Here is a 25,531-nt window from a genome sequence, read left to right on the forward strand (position 1 = left end):
CTTTACTTCTACCTCCTTTAAATTTAGGATAAAGCCCAAATACTTGGGCTTATCCTTATTGCTTATGGTTGAGATCCTTCTGCTGCTGCTTGTGGTTGGTCCGTAGGAGGAGTAACATTTTCATATGTCTGTCCTCTTACTGTCATAATAGCCGGTGTGTTGAATTTACTAATATCATTATTTGATACATCTTTTATAACGATAGCATAAATACGGTCATTGGCAGCCAATCCATTTTCATCGGAAATACTTAAACTTCCCATTCCTGCCACCATCTTAACTTCTCCTAAAACCGTTTCAGTTCCACCAATGTTGAACTTAGAAATCTTAACAGTTGCACCTTCTTCAGCAAATACAAGTATTTCTTTTTCGCCAGCATAGGCTTGTTCAATCATTACTTTTTTGATTTTGCTCTTATCAAAGCTATTGTTTTTGTCTACATCATTAGTTGATGTTTTTTTCTCAGAAATATTTGCAAGATTATCCTTTGCAGTTAAGGTATATTCATCACCAGTAGTTATAGGCATATCTATTTTAAATGTTCCGTCTGTACCAATTTCAACAAAGGTATCGGTTGGATTTGCACCTGTTCCTTTAATCTTAACCCAATAAACTCCTGCCGTATCTGTTACCTTACCAGTTATTGTGGCTAAATAAGGTGTCTTCTTTACAATCTTAACATCCGTAAATGTAGGACCTGCCAAATCAAGAGTTATAGTACTTGACGTCTTTTCATTCATTCCCGGTTTTGTTACCTTAACCTTTACAATGTCTTTATCTGCTACAGTGTTTGGAATTTCTACAAAGTTATCGCCATTTTGTGGATTTGTAACAGTAGCTACTTCTGTACCATCTTCTTTTACAATTTTATAGGTTGCTCCTGTTGTTGGATCATTTGAAAAGTTAACCTTTAGAACCTTTTTAGCAGAATTATTATCATCCTTTTTATCAGCAGGAAGAGCTGGATCTACTGTTTGAGTAATGCTTGGTACCACTAAGGCTGTTTCAGACTCATATTGAGCTTTGACAGTGATTACACTCTTGCTTGCGCCTTGAATTTCAGTTGTTCCTTCAAGTTTTGTTGTCTCATCGTCTTTTCTCCACTCTTTAAATCTTTGATCGATTGGTGGAGTGATACCATCATCAGTAGTGTTCTCTTTTGCTACGAAGTTAGTTTTATTAAATCTTGCTAAATCTGCATAAGTTTTTTTAGAAGATTCTGAACCTACAACTCCTGTTACTCCTACTCTTACCTTGTATGCGTTTTTAACGCTTCCCTTTAAGGTACCTCCGTTGCCATCAAAAACAACTCTTAGATATCCTTCTTCATCATTTCCATCATCGTCTTTGATGTCTTTGTCAAATTTAGCGATATAGGTTAATTTGGTTTCTCCTGCTTTTACAAGTTCTTCCAATGTCTTACTTTCATCAGTCGGAAGAGTCGGATCCCAATTTACGAATCCATAACCAGTTTCCGGTTCAAATTCACTTGGAATAGCAAGTTTTGTTTCTCCTTCTGCGGGAGTGTATTCTTGTGCTTGTTTCCAGGTCATATTCTTTAAGATAGCATAGAACTTATTTCCATCCTTAATTTTACCATGGTCTCCTGCCTTAAAAGCTACAACAATGTAGTCAGGGTCGGGTGTTTGAGTTCCTGGAATGTATGGAGGATTTGGATCTGGTGTCGGTCCCGGTGTAGGTGGTGTAGGTGGCTTTGGTGTAATATCTATAATGCTCTTCTTCTTGTCATATTGAGCTGTTACAGTCAATTCTTTCTTATCTGCACTTGTTGCATTTGTACTATTGATTACAAGATCATCTGCCTTGTCCCAAGCTTCTGCATCTTTCTTTTGGCTATATCCTACATTTGGTGTAATGGTTGGTTTTGTGTAATTGCCAACTTTTTTATTTGCCTTTTCTAAGACATCGATAATTAGGTCGGCTGTATTGTCAGTAGCAATTGTACCATTGTCACCGGCAGAGAATTTCAAACGAATATATCCCTCTGGAACTTCTTCAGTTGTTTCTTTGCCTCTCTTGATTTCATTTGCTTCAAATTTTGCAACAAATGTCTTATTGGTTAAGTCAGCAATTTTTGCTGTGCCGTCTGGTAGGTCTGTGGCAGTTGTGCCATCAGTGGTCCACTTGGTAAAGGTGTAGTTATCTTTACCTGTTAATTTTAAAGTTGTACTGGTAGTAGATGGTACGTCCATCTTGGGATCTGCCGCTTCTGCTTCAGCCCAAGTTGAAGTTTTTAAAACAGCATAAACTTTGCGAGTAATATTTTTGTCTGCATTTAAGAATCCGTGTTCGTCAGATTTGAAAGTGATTAGTTCATAATCTGTATCCGGTACATTCTTAGGATTTGTTGTTTCATCGTCTCCACCATCAGGATCATAATCTGGGTTCTTTTTGGTTGGAGGCTTAGGATCTACGTTTGGATCAGTTGGTGTTACATCTACAACCTTATTCTTTCCTATAAACTCAGCTTGATAAGTTACAGTTTCTACATTTGTATTATCAGTTGGTAACCCTTTAGTATTTTTATCTACTACGCCATTTACTACTTTATACCAATCATCAAACTCATAATCAGTGTTTGGTACTGCTGCAGGTACCGTAAGTTTGGGGTCAGCTTTTTTGGCTTCGCCCCAAGTTAAGCCTTTTTGAACGAAAAACCTGGTCTTCATGCCGGTCTTTAAGGTTCCGCCTTCACCGGCGACGAAGTTTACTTCGTAGTGGGTGGAGGGACATGGTGTAAGTGTGCCACCATTATCATCAGGAATTATGACTTTGTCTTGCTTAATAAATTTAACAAGTCCACCCTTAACACAGTCATAAGATGTTTCTACCTTAAAGGCTATATCTTTATCTTTTTTATCTTTTAAAGTTACATAGCCATCCTCATTCCAGCTGAAATTTTTTGCTCTTCTGAGATGATATCTCGTTTCACTAATAATAGACAAATCATTTAAAGCTATTAATTTTTGATCTCCAAAGTCTTTTCTTAGGACTGTTTGTGTTTTAGAAAAATCAATGAAGTAATTAGCCCCATCTTGAACTCTACCAAAATAAGCTACTAAATTTTGACCATCTTTAAGTTCTGACCTAATATCATTTCCATTTTTATCAACAACTTCATTTTTCATAGTGGAGTTTGCAATTTGAGTTAAATGTAACTCCATAATGACATAAGCTGCATTATAGGCAGGATCTGCATTGCCCTTTCGAACTCTTAATTGAATATTGTATTCTACTGAATCCTCAGCTACAATTTCGTAGCTAAATGCCTCGCCGTAGTCATCATAGATTCTGACCTTTTCTGCCGCGTCTCCAGCTTGTCTTCTTCCTTCTGTAACATCTTCAGAGCCTGCTACGTATTTAAAGGTAACAATCCCCTTTAATTCTCCAGTTGCTGTATCTGTTGCAGTAAGACCAGCTTGTTGAATCTTGTCTGATTCAAAAGTATTTCTTACAACACCCTTAGAGTCTATTTGCTTAAGAGTAATTTTAAAACCGGCACTCAAGCCAATATCTTCTAGGTTTATATTTCCTTTTTCTGATTGTTTTGCTTTACCATTGCTAGTCAATATTTGTAGTCTTAAAGGAAACAAAAACTCTGTTTTTGGATTAAATCCCAATTGAGGATCTGGTTCTGCACTTCTAAATGAAACGCCATTTCCAAAAAGACTGGCATATCTCTTAACTCGTCTTGGACTTTTTGAACGATAACGTTGCTCTTTTCTTGTTTGAATGCTTTCGTATTTTGAAAGCCCAAAATCTGTAGCGTCGAAGGTCAACTTTTGACCTACGACATTATCTTCTGACTTTGCTAATACTGGTTGGGCTATTATTGTACTCAGCAGCATGATTAGCAAAAGAAGGCTTGAAATAATCTTTCTTTTCATACTTTCTCCTTTTTTTAATCTTATATAAAGTCGTAATAATCTACATAACTTATTTAACAGTCATTACAATATCAGTAGCTTGCTTTTGATAGCCATATTTAGTCGCTCTTATATAGAGAACTTGTCCCCCTACTAAAGGCTTAGCAAGACTTATCGAAGCTATAGAATCAAAAGTCGCCACTCCGCTTCCAATCGATGTTTCAATTCCACCATTTTTCGTAAACACCTCTACGGTTGCTCCTGGAACTGTTTGAGCTAAAATTTCCATTTCACCGGCAAAAGGTTGCTCAACGTGGGCACTTATCTGAGGTTGCTCTGCAAGGCTTCTCATGTCTATTTCATCGGTCTTGTTTCCAAACTTATCCTCAGCTACAAGAACTACACTTTCTCCTTTCGCAGGTTTACTGATTCTCACATTAAATGTTCCATTATCACCTACATCAACTGTTTTAAGAGTTGTATTACCTGAAGTTTTTAAAGTGATTTTTCCTGGCAAGTTTTCATCTTGTATTGAACCTGAAATTTTTTGTGCTTGTCCTGGCATATTTTCAGAAACAATATTTTTTATTTCAGGTGCCTTTTTGTCAAGGACTACTTTGTTGCTTTCGCCATCTTTATAGGATGCGTCTTTGCCTTCGTAGTAGGCTTTGACTTCAACGGAATCGCCATGGTAAACTTTTCGTTCTATTCCTGATGTGGTGTAGCTACTTTTTAAGGTTACAGTAAATTTACCTTCATTGTCATAAGGAATTTGAACATTGTCCACTTTATTTCCTAAAATATAAAGGGCAAGTTTTGTTCCTTGTGGTTGACCTTTGATTGTTCCTGTAATTGTTGATTCACCCTCAGCCGTATTATGGCCTTGTTCTATTACAGGCTTTGGTAATTCTTTTTGATCTGTAGATGTTGCGTTTGCTACAAGGACTGTGACTTCTTTTCCTTTTTCTCCAAGGACTTTAACTTTTGGAAGTTTTGTAATAACAGTGTCCTTGTTTACTTCTGTATCTCCTAATGTCGGTTTTGGATCTTTGAAGTCATTGTTAAGCAAGTCTTCTTCTCTCATATAAGTTGGAATGCCTGATAAAGGTTTTGCGATTTCGTATTCATTCATCGCCTTCCAAATTACTGGGCCTGAGCCAGTTTTTAGTTTCAAGCTTGGCAACAAGGCATCTTTAACTTTTTCACCATCTGCACTAAGGACTGGGAATTGATTTTCTTCCAACTTAAAGTCATCTTTTGCCTTGTAGATATAAAGACTGTTGTCTTTTATCTTTTCTATGCCGTCACCTGGCACAAAGGCTAGATAGCCATGGTCTTTTGGCAGTGGCAAGAATCCTGGATAGCTTGGGTGCCTGTCCTTATTAGGATCAATTGCAAGGTTCGGATAGATATAAAGGTCAAAGTTTTTGTTAAGACTTGTGTTATCGTCATTTTTAATCTTTACTTGGCCTTTTATCATCTTCATTGCCTTTGGTTCTTGCAGGCTTGTATCTAATGTTGTTGGAATTTCAAAAGTAAGTTTATCTTTTACTTTTTCCCAAGTTTCCTTTATTTTGTCTTTATTCGAATCATTTTCTACATTGTCATTTAGTCCGATTTGGGACTTGATGTCATCTGGACTCGGCTTTTCATTTTCCCAAACTGCAAGAGCTTTTACTTGCAAGTATGGAAGTAGGGTCAATAGGTCATGTCCGCCAAGGTTTCGGATAGCCTCATCTATTGCTTTTTTAGCATCATCCAATGCCTTTTGATTTTCTTTATTTGGTGTTGTAACTTTTGGACTTCCATCGTCGTTAATCAACTCTTTGGCCTTGTCAATGGCTTTCTTTAAGGCATCTTTTTTGTCCTTATCCAGGGTGTCATCTTGACCAAGCTTGTCATAAAGTTCCTTGCCAAGGTCATAGCTTTCCTTTAGTGGAGCTGTGTTTAGTTGAACCCACTTAGTCCACAAAAGTCCGTTTAACTTATAGGCTGGATGTTTGATTTGAATTTGATATTTATATCCCGCTTCTAAGCCTCTACTTATTTCTATCGAGTAAGATCCATCGCCATCTAGGGTTGCTTTGCCTACTTCCTCGTAAATATCTTTTCCTTTTTCCTTTTCAACATTTATGCTTACGCTTCCGCCCTTATATGATGAATCAAGGTTCTTTACCTCTACACTTCTTTGCAATTCTCCAGCTTTTATAACAATTTCCTTGCTATTTATATCAACAGGATGATGCTTGATAATAAGTTTTTGATTATCAAGGTCTAAGTGCGAACCATCTGTAAAGGTAACTCTTATCTTGCCAACCTTTTGACTCTTGTCAGTTTGTGCATCACGCTTAGGCTCTGTTATATCTTCTACCTTTTCAATTGGAATATCGCCTTGGATGTCTTCAGGGAAGGTTTCATTAGCTTTTGGTTGACGTTTTTCAACTGCACCCTTCCAGAAGTCTTCTATATCCTTTATTAGTTTATTCTTTAACTCGTCATCACTTATTGAGCTTATATCTGTATCACTAGGATCAAGTATGCGGCGATGAAGAACTGTCAAATCTTTTACTTGTAGATAGTCTTTCCACTTGCTTGCCATATCCTCATCTTTATAGGAAGCATAAAGATTGATGTCTTGGTCTTGGGCCATAAGGCTTGCCTTGTACTGACCATTTTCGATTTTACCAAGCATATTGGCATCAGTTGCTCTTTCGTCTGTGTGCCATGACTTGAAGGACATAAATGGGCTGTCAGCCTTTGGATAGAAACCATCTGTGGCTTGTTTGATTTTCTCAATAGTGTCAAAGTCAATTGGAGTTCCTTTTCTTAACCAGAAGTTTACTTGATTTCCCTTTGTTTCAGTATTTCCGTCCTTATCTCTAAAGAGTTTACCGTCGCCACGTTCTTTTTTGTCTATCTGACTCGTGCCATGTAGGGTAAGAGTTACATAGTTTTTGCCAGGATTTTCTGGCACATCTTCTTTAGGCATTATAAGGGCTGTCGCTGTGTAGTCAGCCTTTAGGGTTATTTCTTGTACCTTATTTTGTCTATTCCCAATAAATAATTTATCTAAGCCTTGGCCCTTCCAAGGATGCTCTTCATTTTGAGTTTCTCCATTATTTCCATTGGCTACAACTTCTCTTAGCTTTTGTAAAAGAGAATAGTCATTCCATTGAAGGTCGTCACGCACATCTATATAGGCTTGTTCCTTTTGGTCGTAATTTCCGCCTACAATCTTACCTTTGACCTCTTTATTACCTATGGTGCTTCCATTGGCATCAAGGGTGATACGCTTGTAGCCAGCTGGGACAGGTTTCGGATTATTACTTTTGTCGAGTGGTACATCTAAAATCTTGGGCATAAGCTCAATCTTTACTTCTCCGCCCTTGCCCGCTTCATACTTGGCTTCTATGCTCTTTACTCTTCTGTTATCAGCAAAGGTAGATCTCCAAACTGGAGTGTTTAATAAGCTATAGCCCCCATCGTCTTGAACATCAACCTTTGGCACTTCCTTGGTAAAGGCATAGCTGTCAAATACATAGGCTTGATTCTTTTCTCCGATATCCCATAGATTGTATTCTCCCGGTGCTTTTGGAAGTTCGAAAGAGTCTATGTCGTCATTAGTTGCCCTATCACTTGTCAAGAATTTAACCCTTAATTCTTTAGGAACCATTTCATCAAGTCTTCCCTTGTCGGCATCACTTAATTCATCACCATAGGGGTCTTTATAGATTACATTAAGAATTGGCTTATTGTATTCCATAATCTTTGTTTCCATGGTGTAAACACCATAAAGTTCCCCCTTATTCCAAACACTATGGTGGGCTTTTTCTTGTATCCAACCGGTTGATTCTTCGTAGGTTGCTGGGATGTCTTTTCTCTGACTGAAATTGTTTTCTGTATGGAACCCGTAAAATTCTCCAGTAAGAGGTGGAATATCAAAGGACCAAGTTAAATCTGGGATGTTTTTCGGTCTTGATCCGTCTTCATAGCCCGTAGAAAAGTGTGAGCCTTCGTTTGGATCTGCTTGGTAGGATGAAGTATCCTTAAAGTAGGTTATCCATTGTTTATAAACACCAACTTGTCCGTAGCCCATGTTTCTAAAATAGGTATTCCATGGGAAATCACCATTTAAGCCCTTGGCACTTACTTTACTTTGGACTGCTATAGGGATTGAATCACTTGAATCGCTTGAATCACCTGCATCTCTTGTTTGGTAGCTTTGTGAAGCATAGTTTTGAGTGTCCTCTTCTGCCCAAACAGGAGCAGATGGAACTAACATTATACCTGCTAGGAGGATTGCACATATTCTATTTGAAATTTTCATATGATACCTCCTTAACGTACCTTAACTCTATATGGATAAGTTACTTTACCATTTAATGAGCCGCTTACATCTACAATATCGCCTGGCATTAGGCGCTCACTCTTGTCTGTAAATCTAAATCTATTAGATCCTACTTCTTGTAAAGTGATTTCTTGACCATTTTTGATTACTTTTACAGTAACTTTTGCGCCTTGGCTGTCATTTCTTCTATTAACATAGATATATCTTGCGTAGCGCTTTGGCTCTACCACACTAAGTGTTATAAAATCAGCTTTATTAGCCTTAGCTGTCATAGTGGTCTTGTTGCCATAGTAGTCTGTGTAGGTTACGCTGACTTCCTGACCCAAAGGAGCAATACTTGTTCCAGTAAATTCTTTTTTACCTTGGCTATTAGTAGTAAAGCTATTTAGTGAGAATTCAAAATTCTTTCCAGGGTAGCTTATTTTTATTTTATGATCTGGTGTTAGATCTTCATCTATCGTTGCCTTGATACTTGCTCTTAAAGAACCTGCGCTTTGAATAGCTTCTACTTTTTCTAGCTTTGCCTTTGTGTCAAGTTTCAATGACTCATCTGAATAAATAGATTTTTTCTTTCTTTCTATACTTAGGATATAGAAGGTGTTGTCATTAATAGATTCAGACTCTGATTTCGGAATCAAAAATCTAATAGTACTATTAGAAGGTAAGGCTTCTCTCAAATAATAAGTATGGTAGGTGTTGCCATTAGCTTTAACAGTATAGTTATATCCATTATTGCTATCTACTTTTATTTGTTTTTCTACTTCTGCACTGATGGCTTTGGCTTTTTCCTGTGCATCGGCATCGACAATTCCTTGAGCAAATGCCGGGTTTTGTTTTGCCCCGGGAACTTTATTGATGACTTTATCGTATTCAGTCTTATTTACAAGGGCATAAACTGTTCCTTGCTTTGCTTCATAAAGCGTTGGTGAAGGAAGAGTAGCTGCCACTACTGTGTACTCCTTATCACCTATAATTTTATTTTTCTCTTGTCTTAAGTTAACAAGCTTATTGGAATCACGCAAAGGTTCAAAGGTTACAGGTGTTTTTTTAGATGCTTTTTGGCCTTTATGGTTTTCAACTTCCATAAAATCTGTAGTTCTCTCACCAGTGCTGCTCTCTACACAGAAGAAAGATTTATTTGGATCATCAAAATAAAATCTAACTGCACCGTGCCTGTCGCCATTTCTTTCTACAAATTCAGCTTTAAATTTTGTAGTATTAAGCTCTCCATGTACAGTCCATGTGTCACCATTTCTAACTAAGTGATATGGATGGGTTTTTCCTCCATGTTCTGTATAATAAACAGCTATCGTATCTACATTTATTGCACCTGGTGCCTTATTTTCACTATAACTTATGATGGCTTCCTTATCTCCATGAGTTATGGTTTCAACGTTTGGACTCGGTACATCTACCGGAATGTTTGCAATCTTAATATTATATCCATTGTAATCGTTCGTACCTTTTTGACTGGCATCTTGAACTGTTTCTCTTGTGGTTGCTGCTGTAAAAGCATCTACTCCACCCTTGCCATTAGGTATTGATACAGTTTGCAATTTGGCAACTTGTCTACCATCCCTCCATGGATCTGCTGGAGCATCTGGATTGATTCCAGCTCCCGATGCGTGGTGGAAGATTTGTACTCCCAAGGTTGCCCAGTCATTTGTGAAATTGATGTAATCATTCATGTATTCGTCAGGTACTTCCACAAGTGAGTAGGATATACGCACACCATATTGGTCATAACCACGAACACGCCATGTGGGTACATTGTTGCCAGTATATTCTTTTAATACTGAGTTTTTGTAATCAGCCCATTTTGAGCCATTAACTCCATAGTCCCTTGGTCTTAGAGGGTGATAGTTGGCATCTACGTGAACAGTTGGATCATTAAAATTGGTTACGTGAGTTCTGTAAAGAAGGCCCATGTAAACTTTAGGCTTTTCCCCATTGTAAGGACTATATTTTTTACTAGTCCAGTCATATGCTTTAAATTCCTTTGTAGCCTTTACAGTGATATATGGCTTGTAGTTGGCATAAAGGTCAATCACGCCCTTATTTTCTTTAGCTATTTGACTCATATTTCCTTCAAGTACAAGACTAAAGCCATTTGGTAGATAGGGTGGATTTACATACTTGCCATTAGGCTTTCTAAGATCAACGCCAGCTTTCAGTTGCTTCAAGGTGTAAACCATATACTTACCTGCTGCTTTTGCTGAAACTTGGTTGGCATTGTCTACTAAGTGATCTCCGAAAGATACCTTTAAATTTTTTTGAAGAGTCCAACCAACGAAGGATTGATCCTGCATCTTAAAATCTTCTCCAAGCGTTCCTGGAGTGCTTGCGTTGTAATAAGGTTGGTCTATCTTTATCTTTGCCTTATTTCCCTTAAACATATCCTTGGTAACTGGAATCTCTTTTGTTCTCTCTTCTCTACCGTCTTTTCCGTTGTGAAGGACAATCTTTAAGATAGGCTTATAAATAGCATAGAGGTTCTTAAATTCCATTTCATTTTTTGTGTTTTTGTAAAAAACGCTATTATTGGAATCGAAGGCATCCTTATTACTTTCGGCCCCATCTTTTGCCCAAGACCAGTGAGAGAAAGTATAGTTGTCAAACTGGGCAAGTTCTGGAACTCCTGGATAAGTGTTGTTTGGATATCCAAGTTCAGAGTTCATGTTAGTCTTTGGAGCCTTGTCAATCTTTCTATCCTTGCGAATATAATAAGAACCCTCTACCGATTTTCCATCTCCTCTTAACAGCTTGCCGCCTTGATAAGCATTGTAGTCAAAGGTTACTTTTACATAATCCTTCTTAACATCTTCCCCATTGACACCCTTAAATTCTTTAGGTGCACCTTCTGAACCGGGGATGACCAACCTTTTAAGCTTTACCCTATCGGTTATATCAAGCTTGATTTCTGAATGAAAAGGTGCATCTTGATTGTCAGCAGTTTTCATTGTATAGGAAAGATTCATGATAGCCATAACCTTTTTCATAGGCTTATCATCTTTATCGAAACTATCTTCAATTTTAATACCTATTGAACTCGTATCAATAGCAGCTTTCGCTTTATCAATAGTTGATTGCGAAATAGCACCAACTGTTTTTAAGAAAGTTTCTGTCTCCCTTTTAGAGTCTTCTTTAATTTGTCTTGTGATAGCTTCTTTTTCAGCATTGGTAAGCTTTGTTTTATCGTCTACATAGACGTCTTTATTCATTTCTAGCTTAACCATGGCACCTATACCCATAAGCCCAGAAACCCTAAAGTGTCTTGACCACCAGCCACGACCAAGTCCCCCAGCATTTCTAACACCTGCTACAAGGACAACCTTTGATAAGTCTGTTCCATTGCCATGATAGGTACTAAATGTCCAAGTCTGAGATGCCCTGTCGACGCTATCCCATGAGTTTAAACAATAGCGGAAGGTACCATACTTATTATCTCCTACTCCTTCTAAGACATTGTATCTTCTCCATAAAGTCATAGAATCGGCAAGTTCATGGTACTTACCACCTGGAATTTTAAACATATCGTCGAAGTACTTATAGTTTTGGTCAAAATAGTTAGTGTTACCTATACCATAACCATCATCTTCAGATACCCACCTGCTTTTACCTTCGTTGTGAAAGGGTTCAGTCGTAGGTGTTTTTTGGGAACCTAAATTGAGCATATTGTTTGTAGCCAATCCTTGGTTCCTATTCCTGGTGCCCTTACCCTGTACAGGATCCCAAATAACCCTTTGGATGTAGATTCTTCCGGGTTCATCATCTAGCTTGGTATGGGGGAAAAGTATAACATGCTTTATGCCTGCCACTCCTTTTCTCTTCCATATGTTGCCCCTAGGCATAAAATCAACTTCCCAGTCAATACGACCCTCATCTTGATGCTCTGTTCTTCTAATGTTTACATAATCATCAAAATTATACTCGTATTCATCATTTCTAAGGACGGCATTTCTGCCTGTGTCTTCAATGTCAAGCTTGGAACTACCATTCCTATTATTATCTTTTATCATGGTAAACCATCCGCCAGCAAAGGTTGGTGTTATCATACAAGCAAGTAATACAACTAAAACGAGCCACTTACCCACACTTTTGAGTTTATCGCTCTTCATATTTACCTTCCTTTCTTTTTATGCTTTCCATTATTTTTCTAAACTTCTCTCCTTTGTTTTTATAAGACCAATATCTTGTCTTATAATTTTAAACTCCTATGTCTTACGATTATCTTGCTTTTCTCTAAAATTTTCTATTTTGTCTGATTTTATATGAGTGGCTTCTTTTTAATTTGTTTTTGAATTTTAGAGTTCTTTTCTTTTTTAATTGTTATGTTTGTTTATTATTTGTCTTTCATCTCTCCTTTGCGATTATTTAGAATTTTATTTTGCCTGTTAAATGCTGCCCACTTGTCAATGTCTTTATAGCCGTTTTATGTAGCATAACTTTTTCTTAATCAAGTAACTTAATAAGACATTGTCGGCATAGTAAAAGTAAATGAATTTATAATAGTACAAGCTCGCTTAGATGCGTCTTTTTCTTCATCAGACTAGCGTTTGTACTTTATACAAAAATAATAGATTGAGATTAAAAATGATACATTAGGACTTATAAAGCCTAAGTTGAAATTTGTATTTTTGAGATTATCTATATTTAAGAAATGCAAAAATCAGCATAGGGCCAGATAAATAACCTTATGCTGATATATATATATATATATATATATATAAGCTCATTTGAGAATATATATAATATTTTAGCGTTTAAGGAATAGACTCCAAATTTTATTAAGTGCATTTTACTAAATATTAAAAGCTCTTTTAACCTTTTTCTATTACCCCTACAAAATATATTATATATGTATGTTTTTGCTTGTCTAGTGCATTTTGAGCCATTTGCAAGATTCTTCTTTTCCAAATTGTTTTTTATTTTTTAATAAAATAAAAATATTTGGCTATTTTTTAAGACGAAAATTGTATTTTTTTGTCACCAATTTTTTTAATTTTTTTTGTATTTTTCCCTTATTTTTTATGTTTCCTACTATTAAATGCCTGTTTTTTATTTTCTTGTAGACCTTGATCGAGTTTTATTTAAAATAATTGCAACTATTTTTATAAATTTTCTTGTATTTTTGCATAAAAAAAACATAGCCGGCATTGATTTCCAATGCTTGCTATGCAAATTTTTTATGGTGGAGGCGGCGGGAGTCGAACCCGCGTCCGAAAGCCCTTCAAAGATAGCTTCTCCAAGCTCAGACTATTTTATTTTTTCGTCGATTTCTCTAAATAGTCAAAATAAAATCGGTATATCACCAAAAATACCCCCTCCGTAAGATGCCTTCCGGAGCTTCGTTTCCTACTTAGTTTGACACCTATCAAAAGCCGTAGGTTTTCTTTAGATAGATGACGCTATTTTATGCTGCGTAAGCTAAATTATTATTGTCGTTTATTTTTTTTGAGAGTTTTTAAGTTGCCCCTCACAACTGCCTGCTACTATGGTCTCCAAACCTCCGTCGAAGCCATTTTCGCCCCCTTGAGCTTTAATTATAGCATCCCCATCTTTTTATTACAAGAATGCTATAATTGCACCTATGATGCCTCCTAGGCTGTTTAAAATCACATCGTCTACATCGACACTTCTGCCTATAAAAATTTGTATAAATTCTATAAATACACTGAGAGTAAGGCAAGCAAGAAATGTCTTTAGAAAGTTTCTTTTCTTGTTGAGTTTTGATATGAGATAACCCAAGGGCATGAAAATCACAATGTTTCCCAAGATATTTATAGCTATATTGAAGGCATCGCTATATTTCAAATACGATTTGATTGTGTGAAAAGCCTTTAGGTTGATGCCTAGATTGGGCTCTTGAAGTCTTTCTTGCAAGGAGCCCATGAAGTCTCCAGATATATGGGCAAGCTTGAAGCCTTTTTCTTGCATCAGCTTTGATGGCATAAACATGATAAAGGCCATCGCTAATATATAGGCACTTAAAAGAGCTATATATAATTTTCTTTTTGCCCTCATTTTCTTTTTTGTCACTAGTAAATAGGCATAAGTGAGAAAAAATGCGATTATAAATATTAAAAATGATCTTACTGCAAAATATTTTACCATATTCATCATTTTAGATATTCTTTAAATGATTTGAGAGCCATGTCGCAGGCTTCTTTTTGTTTTTCGAAATAAGCGTCTGCTGATTTATCATACATGCAAACTACTCTTAGTCCCGCTTTTAAGGCCGCTTCTATGGCAAAGGGTGCATCGTCAAAAAGAGTGACTTCTTTAGGACTTAGGTCAAATTTTTGACTGGCCTTTAAATAAAATTGGGGATCATTTTTTAGTATGCCCATATTGTCTACTGTAGCTATGAAATCAAAATAATCTCCAAGTTTAAATTTGTCCATTACAATTTTTACATATTTATCGTTAGTCGCTGTGGCTATTGCAAGTTTTTTGCCTTGATTTTTTAGAGCCTTTAAAACTTCCAAGGCACCTTCCTTTAGTGGCACCTCATTTTTATAGCCTTTTACGATATTTTTTTCCATTTCTTCTATAATTTCCTTGCTTGTCAGGTCCAATTTATATAAATCTCTTAGATAGTCGGCGCTGGTTTTTATGCTCATGGTTGTGAGTTCTTGTGCTAATTCTTCTGTAAAAGTCAAATTGTGGCTTTTTAAGAAATTTAGTGTAAGAGATCTCCACATTGACATGGAATCCAGCAAAGTGCCATCAAGATCGAATAAGTATCCTTCCATATTTCCTCCTTTACTAAAACATTCTAACATATTCTATAAAATAAGGCTTGCATATTTTATTAAAATTGGTTATACTAAATAAGTCGTCGGGGCGTAGCGCAGTTTGGTAGCGCACATGGTTTGGGACCATGGGGCCGGGGGTTCAAATCCTCTCGCCCCGACCATATGAACCTCCAACTTTTGTTGGGGGTTTTTTGTATAACAAAATTAGATTCAAGGGTGATTATATGATTTTTATATACCTAATTACGGCTCTTATCATCTTATTGGTGTATGGGGCTAATGTCAAAAATGCTCTTACAATCAAAAATTCTCGCTTGCTAACTTGCCATCTGCCTCTACAATTTCACGATGACAAGGATATCGAGATTTTGATAAATAAATATAGAAAAAGACTTAATATAGCTATTTTAATTAGCTGTCTTACTCTTTTTATTCTATTTTTCTTGAAAACTATTGCAGCCCAAATCATGTTTTTCGTGTTTTTTCTCGTTTTGTCTACAAATTTGATTTCTATTTTTGTATTTAATATGGCCGTCTTGGAACTAAAGAAACTCCAAAAAATAAAGGGCTGGTCTTTTGATTCTTTAGACGATAATTTTAAAGAGATAAGTCCTTTAAAAGAGTCAAAACCTCTTAATAAGATTTACTATATCATCCCTCTTGCGGGCCTTGTTTTAATAAATTTTTTCTTGAATGAAAATTTTCTTATTCCCCGTCATATTTTTTTTGTGACTTCTTTTATTTCCGTCTTCGGCTTATGTCTTTGTGGTAGAATCTATTCCAAACTTCCTAAGCCTGGTTATTTGGACGAGTATTTGACCTCAGAGAAAGAAGCGCTTTATGTGAGATTTAGAGTTGAAAAATTTTTATACATATATTCTCTTTTTCTTCTATTAATTTATTTTACAATAGGTCATTTTTCAAGCGGGAAAATCTCCATCTACCTCTATCTTTTCATGTGCTTTTTGCCCTTGCCCGCTATTATTATGGCAAGCTTAGATATGAGAAAAAGGACACCTCCTATTGATACCACAGATGAGTTTGACTCTTATGATATCTTGGGCTATAAAAATCCTCGAGATCAAAGAATCTTTATTCCATCGCCCACAAGTCCTTCTAATTTTGAAATCAACAGAGGAAACTTGCTCGGTCGCTTCATCTTTTATTTGACTAATGCAATTTTTATTTTATTACTACTTGCCATGCCCTATCTACTTACACCTTCAAATTATACTTATGATATAAAGGCGGATGGATTCTTTGTAGAGGCAAAATTTTATTCCGACTCTGTAAAGTTTGATGATATTTTAGAACTTGAATTTTTAGACACTTTGCCCAAGGGGTCTTATTTTCGAGATTCTGGTTTTTCTGATGAAAACCAATCTTTTGGAAATTTTTCTAGAGATAATAAGGAAAAGCTCAGGATGTATCTTTACAATGACAATGAGTCCTGCCTTTTGATTAAAAGAAAAAATGCCAAGACTTTGATTGTAAATGAAAAAAATAAAGAGGCTACGAAAAGGCTATACGAGGACTTGAAGTTTAAAATGCGGTCTTTTAAAAATTAATTTTTATATGACAAAGGCACTTCTTAATTTGAAGTGCCTTTTTATTGTAGTTTTTATGATTTTTATAATTCTTTGTAAATTTTAATCACATTTTCAAGGCTGAAGCCATATTCTTTAAATACTTGCTCGGCCTTGCCCGATTCTCCGAAAGTATCTATACCTATCGAGCGTCCTTTAAGTCCTACATATTTGCCCCAAGAAATAGTTGAGCCTGCTTCTATTGAAACTCTTTTTTCTACATTTGATGGCAAAATTTCTTCTTGATAGGTTTTGGATTGTGCTTCAAATAGGTTTGTAGATGGCATTGATACAACTCTAGTATGGATATTTTCCTCATCCAAGGCATCGCTTGCTTTTATCGCAAGTTCGACTTCTGAGCCTGATGCTATAAATATACCGTCTAAGTTTCCTCTTTCTTTTTTTATTATATAGGCTCCCTTCATAGCTTCTTTTGATGAGCCTTGCAGATTTTTTAAGGTTTGTCTGGAAAGGGCCATGGCTAGAGGAGTGTGCTTGGAATTTAAAAAGACTTGATAACCTGCCAAAGTTTCTCTTGTATCACATGGTCTAAATAAAATGGTGTTGGGTGTCGATCTAATCATGGTAAGTTGTTCAATTGGTTGATGAGTTGGGCCATCTTCTCCTACTCCTATTGAATCGTGAGTCAAGATATACAAAATAGGCAAGTTCATAAGAGCACTCATCCTCAAGGAGGACTTTAAGTAATCTGAAAATACCATGAAGGTTGCCACATAGGATCTTAGACCTCCATGTAGATAGATGCCATTTGCTATTGCTCCCATTGCCATTTCTCTTATTCCAAAATGGATGTTGGCTCCCTCGTAAGAGCTGCTTGAGAATGAGCCATAAGATTCCATGGCCGATTTGTTCGATGGACTCAAGTCGGCAGACCCTCCAAAAAAGCTGGGGTTTTTGTCGGCTATCATATTTAGAATTTTGCCAGATGAGGCTCTTGTCGCCATATCTTTTTCAAAAAGTCCTATGTCCGCTTCTTCAAACAAGTCCATTTTATTTATAATGCCTTGATTGTTTATTGCTTTTTCAAGATTTGACCACTTTTGAGGATGGTTTTTCTTGTATTTTTCAAGCAAGTCTTCCCATTTTTTGTAGTCCTTTTCTTTTTCCTCTAGTATTTTTTCTATATGAGCTCTGACTTCTTTCGGTACATAAAATTCCTTGTCTTCTAGACCTAAATATTCTCTGGTCTTTACTATATTTTCATCTCCGAGAGGCTCTCCGTGAGCTTTTGCCATCCCCGTTCTAGGAGAACCGTAGCCTATTTTTGTCTTTATTTCTATAAGACTTGGTTTGTCCGATTTTTTTGCAGCTTCAATCGCTTCTAAAATATCATCTATCTTATTTCCATCTTCGACCATATGGGTATCCCATCCCAGAGCCTGATATCTCTTTTTGACATCTTCCGTAAATGAGATGTCCGTGGAGCCCTCTATTGTTATATTGTTTGAATCATAAAGGACTATGAGTTTTTTTAATTTTAATGTCCCTGCAAGAGATGAAGCCTCGTTGGTTATCCCTTCTTGTAGGCAGCCGTCTCCACAAATAACGTATGTATAGTGATCTATTAGCTTCTCTTCTTCGTTGTATAACTTTGCGAGATGAGCCTCTGCCATTGCCATACCTACAGCTGTCGCAAGACCTTGTCCCAAGGGCCCAGAAGATGCGTCTACTCCAACTGTATGTCCATATTCTGGATGTCCGGGTGTAAGTGAGCCGACTTGTCTGAAGTTTTTTAAATCTTCAAGCTCAAGTCCATAAGAGAAAAGATGTAAAAGAGAATACAAGAGGGCTGATCCATGTCCTGCTGATAGGATAAACCTATCCCTGTTGAGCCAGTTAGGATTTTTGGGACTATGTTTCATAGCCTTGGCAAATAGGGTATATGCCATGGGAGCTGCTCCTAGTGGCATGCCAGGATGACCTGAATTTGCCCTTTGAACTTGGTCTACACTTAACATTCTAAGTGTGTTTACTGTTAAATTTTCAATATTCATTTTTCCTCCTTATTTAACCGCATCCTTATCCGTCATTATCGAAAACAAAAATTTAGGAATAGCCATCTGCCTTTTTATCCTAGATGGATCCTTTAGCAGTCTATAAAGCCATTCTAAGTTGAGCTTGATGAAAATTTCCGGTGCTCTTTTAGATTTGCCTGCTATCACATCCAAAACTCCACCATTGCCTATTATTATTTTCGATTTTAACTTATTCCTATACTCTTCTATCCAAATTTCTTGCTTGGGAAATCCCAGTCCCAAAAAAATTATATCCGGTTTTTTTTCATTTATATCTGCTATAACAGCGAGCTCTTCTGGATGCCCCTTCTGCCCCAAGTGGGTTCCCTTGAAGTATCCATGTTGAGTGCCGACTATATCAAGACCCGGAAAGCTCTCTTGCAACTTTTTTTGAGCTTGCAAGGCTATGCCCGGTTCTCCTCCCAAAAGATATAGGCTATATCCTTCTTCGTGAGCTATTTTAATAAGCTCCATGGATATGTCAAAGCCTGTAACTCTCTCTTTGAGAGGCTTTTTTCTAATTTTACTGCCAATTACAAGGCCTATCCCATCAGGTATTACCAAGTCTTGATCATTTATCAGATTTTTTAGTTTTTCATCTTTTTTGCATGCCATCACAATCTCTGTGTTGGGTGTTACTATGGTGTGCAGTTTGTTTTCTTGTAAAAATTCCTTTAAAATTTTGGCACTTTCTTCAAATGTCACATTTAAAATTTCGACACCAAATATGCTTATCTTATTTCTTGTCATGAGTCCACAAGCTCCAATAATTTATCTATATGAATTTCACTTTTTTTATAAAAAACTTCCAGCCTATCTTTCATTAGATCTGGATTGGCTTCCTTGCTTAAAAAAGCCTCTTCCAATTCTCGTGCCAAAAGCGCTCCGTCAAAGTCTTCGATTTTTTGTATATTTTTTCTTTCAAGCTCCATCATAAAGCCGTCACATTTTGGATCATAAGAAATACCAATAGGATAAGAGCCCATAAGGGATGCAAAGATGAGTCCATGCAACCTAATAGATAAAAAGGCTTTTGTATTTCCAATTATTGACAGATAATCATTTATGTGACCATAGTCTTTTATTAAAAACACCTTATCGTGAAAGCTTTTTATTTTTTTATACAATTCTTCCGAGATTGCCATGTCCTTATAGTAGTAGAGAGGATTGATTATTATATTTACATCTCTTTTTTGGGTGAATAGTTTTATTGCCCTTGTCATTTCAATCAAGGTGCGATAGCCCTTATCCTTCCAATCCAAAATTGAAATTCCAAGACTATCTTTCGAAAGGTCAAGTCCATAGGTCTTTAGAATTTGTCGTCCTATTTCGAGATCTGGTTTATTTATTCCAAATACGGTGTCTGTTGTCAAGAGAATTTCCCTTTTTATGCCAAGTTTTCTTAATGTGTCCATACTTTTTTGATCTCTTACATTCAAAACATCGACCTGATTTAGTATGCGCTTTGCAAAAAATCTAGAAATAGGACTATTTATTGGACCTATCCCTTGAGAAAAAATCATTGTCTTTACAGACTTTTTCATTGCCATCTTTATCAGAAAAAGATAATAAAAAATGGATTTTTTGCTAGTCACATCTTGCAAAAGAGACCCTCCCCCACTCAAAAATACATCTGTCGTATTGAGTTCTTTTGCTATCTTAGCGAAGTTATTTCTAGATATTGATGCCACGCCATATTTTTTTTCTGTAAATTCTGGATACTTGGACAAGACAAGCAAGTCTAAGTCCTGTCTTTTTTTTCTTATCGAATCGATTATGCCTTTTAGGATCGCTTCATCGCCTGTATTGTTAAAGCCATAATAGCCAGAAATCATGATCTTACGCTTTTTCATTTTTTATATATTTATTGTAGAGCATACCTATTAGCTCTATAAATAAAATCCAGATGATTGAAACGAGTATCCCAACCACATATTCACCGCTAATTCTCAATAGGGAAATTATAAAGGGCGTTCTTATATGAGAGAAGGTATTTACCAAGTTAGCCTGACCTATTGATGCCATTAGGGTAAGAAAAATTACGAAAATTTCTGATTTCTTTTTAAGGGCTATATAGATTAGACTAACCAGGGCTGGATATCCTATAAAAATGGCCTTGGTCCTCGGTCTTACAGGCATGATATGCTCCATCTTATTTCTAAAGAGCAGTTCTATTGTGGACGGCTTTACATTAGTATTTCCACTTCTTAGAAGGAAGAGGAAAAGTCCAATCATGACAAGCACTCCCAAACAAACATGCCAAAAGGCGATTTTTTTATCCATTACAGATAGAGCTTCTTTTATTGAAAATCTTGGGCTGTCACTCACTCTTTCCCTGTCAAAGCCAACAAAGGCTCCAAAAATAAATAGAGATATTATTATTGGAAGAATTTGAGAAATTTTTACTCCTCTAAATATAACCATTTCCATTAGGTGATTGGTTCCACTTAGAAGGGAAACCTCCATCAAGGCACCTATAAAGCAGATGAGTACTGAACACAAAAGTATGCCTAGACCCTTGCCATATGATTCAAAAGTCCTATGAACTATGCCATCGGCCCTGTATTTATTGTAGGCCGACAAGACAAAACAGAGGGCTAGTGAAGGGAAGATTACAATTCCCAAGAGGTTGAAGAAGGTATCTGCAAATGCCAATTTTTTACCCAGACCATAGAAAAATAGTGCTAAAATTATTCCCAATATAAGAAGAACACCTTCCACCACTAGTCCTGGTGCAAATATTATGGACACTAGAAGGACTCCAGCAGCCACAATGCCAATTGCAATTGGTGCTTTTAGCTTTTGATTGACTTCCCATTCTGCCATGGGTCTTATATCTGCATTTTTAAATCCGAGCCTGTCAAGTCTTGTCTCTAAAGATTTAAAGACTTTTCCATAAGCTGCTGGATCTGATATGACTTGCTTATCTTTTATAAAGGCTCTCACATAGACAGATGCCAAATTTCTCTCGCTTACTGCTCTGAAATACACATTGGCTATCTCCTCGCCTTCTTGGTGACCAGGAATCTTGTAGTCATATTCTCTTTGAATGAAGTCCCAAGTCGAGAAAACTCTTGCCATTTTGACATCAGGACGCATTACAAGAGCATTTCCGCCCGCAAGGTCTAAGTGTCCCCTTTGGTTTGGTGCTTCCACAAGTCCAATAAACATATCTCTTTTATTTAATTCTTCCGCAAACTTATCTAGAGTTTCGTTTGTGTCTTCCTTAGCTCCATAGACTGCCTTACCAGAAAAAATTACATATGACTTTTCTAGACCAAATTGGTCAATTGTCTTAAAAAATCTCTCCATGGCGCTTTGTCCGTCTTGATATCTCGGGTCAAAGTTCGGTCTTAAAATCACTTTAAGTCCCGCATCTTTTACTATCTTTATCTTTTTAGCATCAAAGCCCAGACCAATAAATTCTAAGGCTGAACCCTTGCTTGTCCTGTCGGTAATCTTTTCAAAATCTTTTGAGGCCGCTTGCCTTAAATTCAAAAGATCTGTATGTTTCATACCAAGAGCTATTTTAGTAGCTGATATATCTCTTACTTCTCTTTTTTCTTTTAGAGTGCTATTTAAGTTTTCTTTTATAAATGCTATTTCTTCTGGCTTACCTTCTAAGATGAGTTCACTTCCTATGACTTTGCTTGTCAAGTTAGAATCGAACTCATTTTCTATACTATTTATACTTTCTTCGGAAATTGCAACGGTATTTATTCCATTTTCTTTTAGTTCTCTAAAATAAGTGCCTAAATCTTCTTGCCTGTCCATTGCCATACTTGAAAAATCGCCATAATCTGCAACAATGTCATAATTTCTATAGTTTTTTTCAATTCTAGTTCTTTCAAATACAAAAATACTTGATACAAGAATTGAAAGGAAAATTATCATAATTAGGTATTTTCTTTTCATCTTTCCTCCAAAATAAAACTAATATATAAATTTGAATTTTATATAACACAGTAGAAAACGCCCATATAATATGAGCGTTTTCTTATGTACTAGATCCAAGATTTAGACTCACCTTCAAGGCCTTATCAACTTGATCCATGGTGTCATTGCTTAACCTGCCTATTTTCTCCCTCAGTCTTTTCTTATCAATTGTCCTAATTTGCTCTAAAAGTATAACAGAGTTCTTAGGAAGGGTAATATGGTCAGCTTTAACTCTCACGTGAGTAGGTAGCTTTGCCTTGCCTTGAGAAGAAGTGATGGCAGAAACAATAGTGGTTGGTGAATATTTGTTACCTATATCATTTTGAAGTATAAGCACAGGCCTTACACCACCCTGTTCCGAGCCAATCACCGGAGAGAGATCCGCATAATATAAATCTCCTCTTTTTATAATCATATTCCACCTACATTACTTTATAAGATAATTTTAAATTAATGACAAGCTAATGTCAAAGAATTTACTCGTCTTTATACAAATTTTGCCCGAATTTAAAAACTTTATAGATGTTTGAAATAAGATCTCTTGCCAAAACTGATTCTTGTCCGAGTTTTTCTGCTGCAAAATCTCCAGCAAGCCCATGAATATATACTCCTAAAGCTGATGCCATGAAGGTATCTTCAATTCTTGGCATAAGAGCTGAGATTATACCACTTAAAACATCGCCTGAACCAGCTTTTGCCATTGCCGGATTTCCAGTATGGTTTTCATAGAGCCTATCCCCGTCAGTTACTATGGTCTTGTGCCCCTTTAGAACTAGTACAACCCCTTGTTCTTTTGCAAAAGACTTGGCAAGATTTAACTTATTTTTCTTTATTTCTTCTATGGAGATGTTTGTGAGTTTTGAAAATTCTCCCAGATGAGGAGTCAAGACCTTGTCGGCTTTTGATTTTAAAAGGTCTAAATTATCCTTTAAGAGATCAAAACTTGAAGCATCCAAAAGCACCTTCTTGTCCATTTTTAAAATTTCGGTCAAAATTTCACGATTTTTTTTGTCTACATAGATGCCGGGCCCCATGAGGATGGCATTCATGCCAGATAAAAATTCCACTTCTTCCTCTTTATTTTTAAAAACTTTTACTATGGCCTCTTTGGATATTACAGATAGGGCATCTGCATAGTCTTGTCTTGCTAGAAGGTAGGCTAGACCTACCCCACTTCTAAGAGCAGCTCCACTTGCAAGCCAGGCGCAGCCTATCATGCCTTTAGAGCCTGATATTATAGCAAGTTTTCCATAGTCGCCCTTGTGAGAATCATCTTTTCTTTTTTTCAAAAGTCCCTTGAAAAAATCATCCACTTCAAAAAAATCTTCATCTTTTTTTAAGGCTGATGCCAGAGCATAATCTCCTTCATGGCTTATTGATATATCAAAGGTTTTCTTGAAAAGACTCCCAAACGGCTTGCCCTTAGAGTCGTAAAATATATTTACATCTTTTAGAGAATTGCCTTTTATCCCTGTACCAATCTCCTTTAAAACAGCCTCTTTTGCTGAAAAAATCCCAGCTATAGTCTGGGCCCTAAAAGCTTTTTTTTGAATATGTAAAATTTCTTGATCATTAAATACTTTTTCTAAGAATTTTTGTCCATGTTTTTTGAAAATTTTTTCAACTTTTGAAATTCTTATAATGTCTATCGCCATAAAACCACTCCTTCTTTTATTATAGCTAAATTGACAAGTCCATTTCAATGAGTTAGAGTTATATTCAAAGGAAAAATGAGGTGTTTTATGAATAGAAATGTTTATGATGTTTTAGAAGAAAGAGGTTTTATAGACCAAGCCACAGACTTCGAAGAATTAAAAGAACTTTTCGACAAGGAAAAAGTTACTTTCTATATAGGATTTGACTGTACTGCAGATTCTCTTACCTTGGGTCATTTTCTCCAAGTAAGAGTTATGCAACATATGCAAAGAGCAGGTCATAGACCAATAGCTCTTATAGGTGGAGGAACTACTCTAATAGGCGATCCTTCCGGCAAGTCAGATATGAGAAAGCTTTTGACTAAGCAAACAATCGACCACAATGCTGAATGTTTCAAAAGACAACTTTCGCATTTTATAGATTTTTCAGACGGCAAGGGCATTTTTGAAAATAATGGCGATTGGCTCTTGGATTTAAATTTCTTGGAGTTTATGAGAGAAATCGGCAGACAATTTACTGTAAATAGGATGCTCACTTTCGACTGCTATAAAAATAGAATGGATAAGGGACTGACCTTCTTTGAATTTGGCTATATGCTGATGCAATCTTATGACTTTTTGCATCTTTACAGAAAGCACAAATGTAAGTTGGAGCTTGGTGGATCCGATCAATGGTCAAACATGATTGGTGGCTATGAGTTAGTAAGAAAAATGGAAAGAGACAAGGTTTATGCAATGACCTTCTCCCTTCTGACAACTGCTGATGGTCGCAAGATGGGCAAGACTGAAAAGGGTGCCATCTGGCTTGACAAGGAAAAGACCTCTGCTTACGAGATGTTCCAATACTTGAGAAACTGTGATGACAGAGATGCTGTAAAGTTTATGAAGCTCTTGACTCTAGTTCCAATGGAAGAAATCAAAGAATATGAAAAGTTAACTGGTCAAGATCTAAATAAGGTCAAGGAAAGACTCGCTTTTGAAGTTGTAAAAGATGTCCATGGAGAAGACGAAGCTAACAAGGCTCTAGAAGCTGCTAGTTCTATCTTTAGCAAGGGTCAATCTTCTGAAAATATGCCTACTACTGAAATTTCTAAAGCTGAATTTGACGGTCTTTCTCTTGTAGAAGCAATGAAAAAGGCAGGCCTTGTAAAATCTAATTCAGAATCAAGACGTCTTATAGAACAAGGTGGAGTCAGTGTCAACGATGAAAAAATTCAAGATTCTTCGTATGTATTTTCTGATAAGGATTTAATCGATAATGAATTGATAATCAAAAAAGGCAAAAAAGTCTACCACAAAATTTTAGTAAAATAAAATAAGCAGCA

Annotated in this window: 13 protein-coding genes, 1 tRNA gene and 1 other RNA gene; 3 read left to right on the top strand and 12 right to left on the bottom strand. The window is 36.4% G+C overall.

Annotation, left to right across the window (positions count from 1 at the left end):
- Positions 1-62: 62 nt before the first annotated feature.
- The 6 genes from LV469_03730 to LV469_03755 all read right to left on the bottom strand — a co-directional run bounded on the left by LV469_03730 (position 63) and on the right by LV469_03755 (position 14,990).
- The gene (locus LV469_03730) at positions 63-3,908 is read right to left on the bottom strand and encodes a hypothetical protein (protein UHR03411.1); all 3,846 of its coding nucleotides are present in this window, start codon (positions 3,906-3,908) and stop codon (positions 63-65) included.
- Between the two features lie 49 nt (positions 3,909-3,957).
- Positions 3,958-8,214 (bottom strand): hypothetical protein, encoded by a 4,257-nt coding sequence (locus LV469_03735; protein UHR03412.1) that lies wholly within the window; start codon positions 8,212-8,214, stop codon positions 3,958-3,960.
- 11 nt (positions 8,215-8,225) lie between these two features.
- Positions 8,226-12,353, bottom strand: a complete 4,128-nt coding sequence (locus LV469_03740) for a hypothetical protein (GenBank protein ID UHR03413.1) — start codon at positions 12,351-12,353, stop codon at positions 8,226-8,228.
- 1,071 nt (positions 12,354-13,424) lie between these two features.
- Positions 13,425-13,767, bottom strand: a transfer-messenger RNA (tmRNA) gene (ssrA, locus tag LV469_03745).
- A gap of 33 nt (positions 13,768-13,800) precedes the next feature.
- Complete coding sequence (locus LV469_03750) at positions 13,801-14,358, bottom strand: VanZ family protein (protein ID UHR03414.1); 558 nt, start codon at positions 14,356-14,358, stop codon at positions 13,801-13,803.
- Positions 14,355-14,990: an HAD family phosphatase gene (locus LV469_03755; GenBank protein UHR03415.1), complete on the bottom strand. Its 636-nt coding sequence runs from the start codon at positions 14,988-14,990 to the stop codon at positions 14,355-14,357. Before LV469_03755 ends, LV469_03750 begins: the two co-directional genes overlap by 4 nt.
- A gap of 87 nt (positions 14,991-15,077) precedes the next feature.
- Between LV469_03755 and LV469_03760 the strand changes: the two genes are divergently transcribed.
- Positions 15,078-15,154 (top strand) — tRNA-Pro (locus tag LV469_03760).
- A 63-nt stretch (positions 15,155-15,217) separates the two neighbouring features.
- Positions 15,218-16,561 carry a hypothetical protein gene (locus LV469_03765; protein ID UHR03416.1) on the top strand — a complete coding sequence of 448 codons (1,344 nt, stop codon included), beginning with the start codon at positions 15,218-15,220 and terminating at the stop codon, positions 16,559-16,561.
- Positions 16,562-16,623: 62 nt separating this feature from the next.
- Here LV469_03765 and tkt read toward each other — a convergent pair whose 3' ends face one another.
- The 6 genes from tkt to LV469_03795 form a co-directional block, all read right to left on the bottom strand.
- On the bottom strand, positions 16,624-18,594 hold the full coding sequence (gene tkt / locus LV469_03770; protein UHR03417.1) for a transketolase: 1,971 nt from the start codon (positions 18,592-18,594) through the stop codon (positions 16,624-16,626).
- 9 nt (positions 18,595-18,603) lie between these two features.
- Entirely contained in the window at positions 18,604-19,365 is a 762-nt protein-coding gene (locus tag LV469_03775) for a WecB/TagA/CpsF family glycosyltransferase (protein ID UHR03418.1), read from the bottom strand.
- Entirely contained in the window at positions 19,362-20,468 is a 1,107-nt protein-coding gene (gene csaB / locus LV469_03780; GenBank protein ID UHR03419.1) for a polysaccharide pyruvyl transferase CsaB, read from the bottom strand. Before csaB ends, LV469_03775 begins: the two co-directional genes overlap by 4 nt.
- Entirely contained in the window at positions 20,455-22,530 is a 2,076-nt protein-coding gene (locus LV469_03785) for a DUF5693 family protein (protein ID UHR03420.1), read from the bottom strand. Before LV469_03785 ends, csaB begins: the two co-directional genes overlap by 14 nt.
- An 82-nt stretch (positions 22,531-22,612) precedes the next feature.
- Positions 22,613-22,966: a type II toxin-antitoxin system PemK/MazF family toxin gene (locus tag LV469_03790; protein UHR03421.1), complete on the bottom strand. Its 354-nt coding sequence runs from the start codon at positions 22,964-22,966 to the stop codon at positions 22,613-22,615.
- 61 nt (positions 22,967-23,027) lie between these two features.
- Positions 23,028-24,206 (bottom strand): NAD(P)H-hydrate dehydratase, encoded by a 1,179-nt coding sequence (locus LV469_03795; protein ID UHR03422.1) that lies wholly within the window; start codon positions 24,204-24,206, stop codon positions 23,028-23,030.
- 87 nt (positions 24,207-24,293) lie between these two features.
- Between LV469_03795 and tyrS the strand changes: the two genes are divergently transcribed.
- The gene (gene tyrS / locus LV469_03800) at positions 24,294-25,520 is read left to right on the top strand and encodes a tyrosine--tRNA ligase (protein ID UHR03423.1); all 1,227 of its coding nucleotides are present in this window, start codon (positions 24,294-24,296) and stop codon (positions 25,518-25,520) included.
- Positions 25,521-25,531: the final 11 nt, after the last annotated feature.

It is taken from the genome of Peptoniphilus sp. GNH, from assembly GCA_021307325.1.
In the GTDB taxonomy this organism is placed as follows: domain Bacteria; phylum Bacillota; class Clostridia; order Tissierellales; family Peptoniphilaceae; genus KA00134.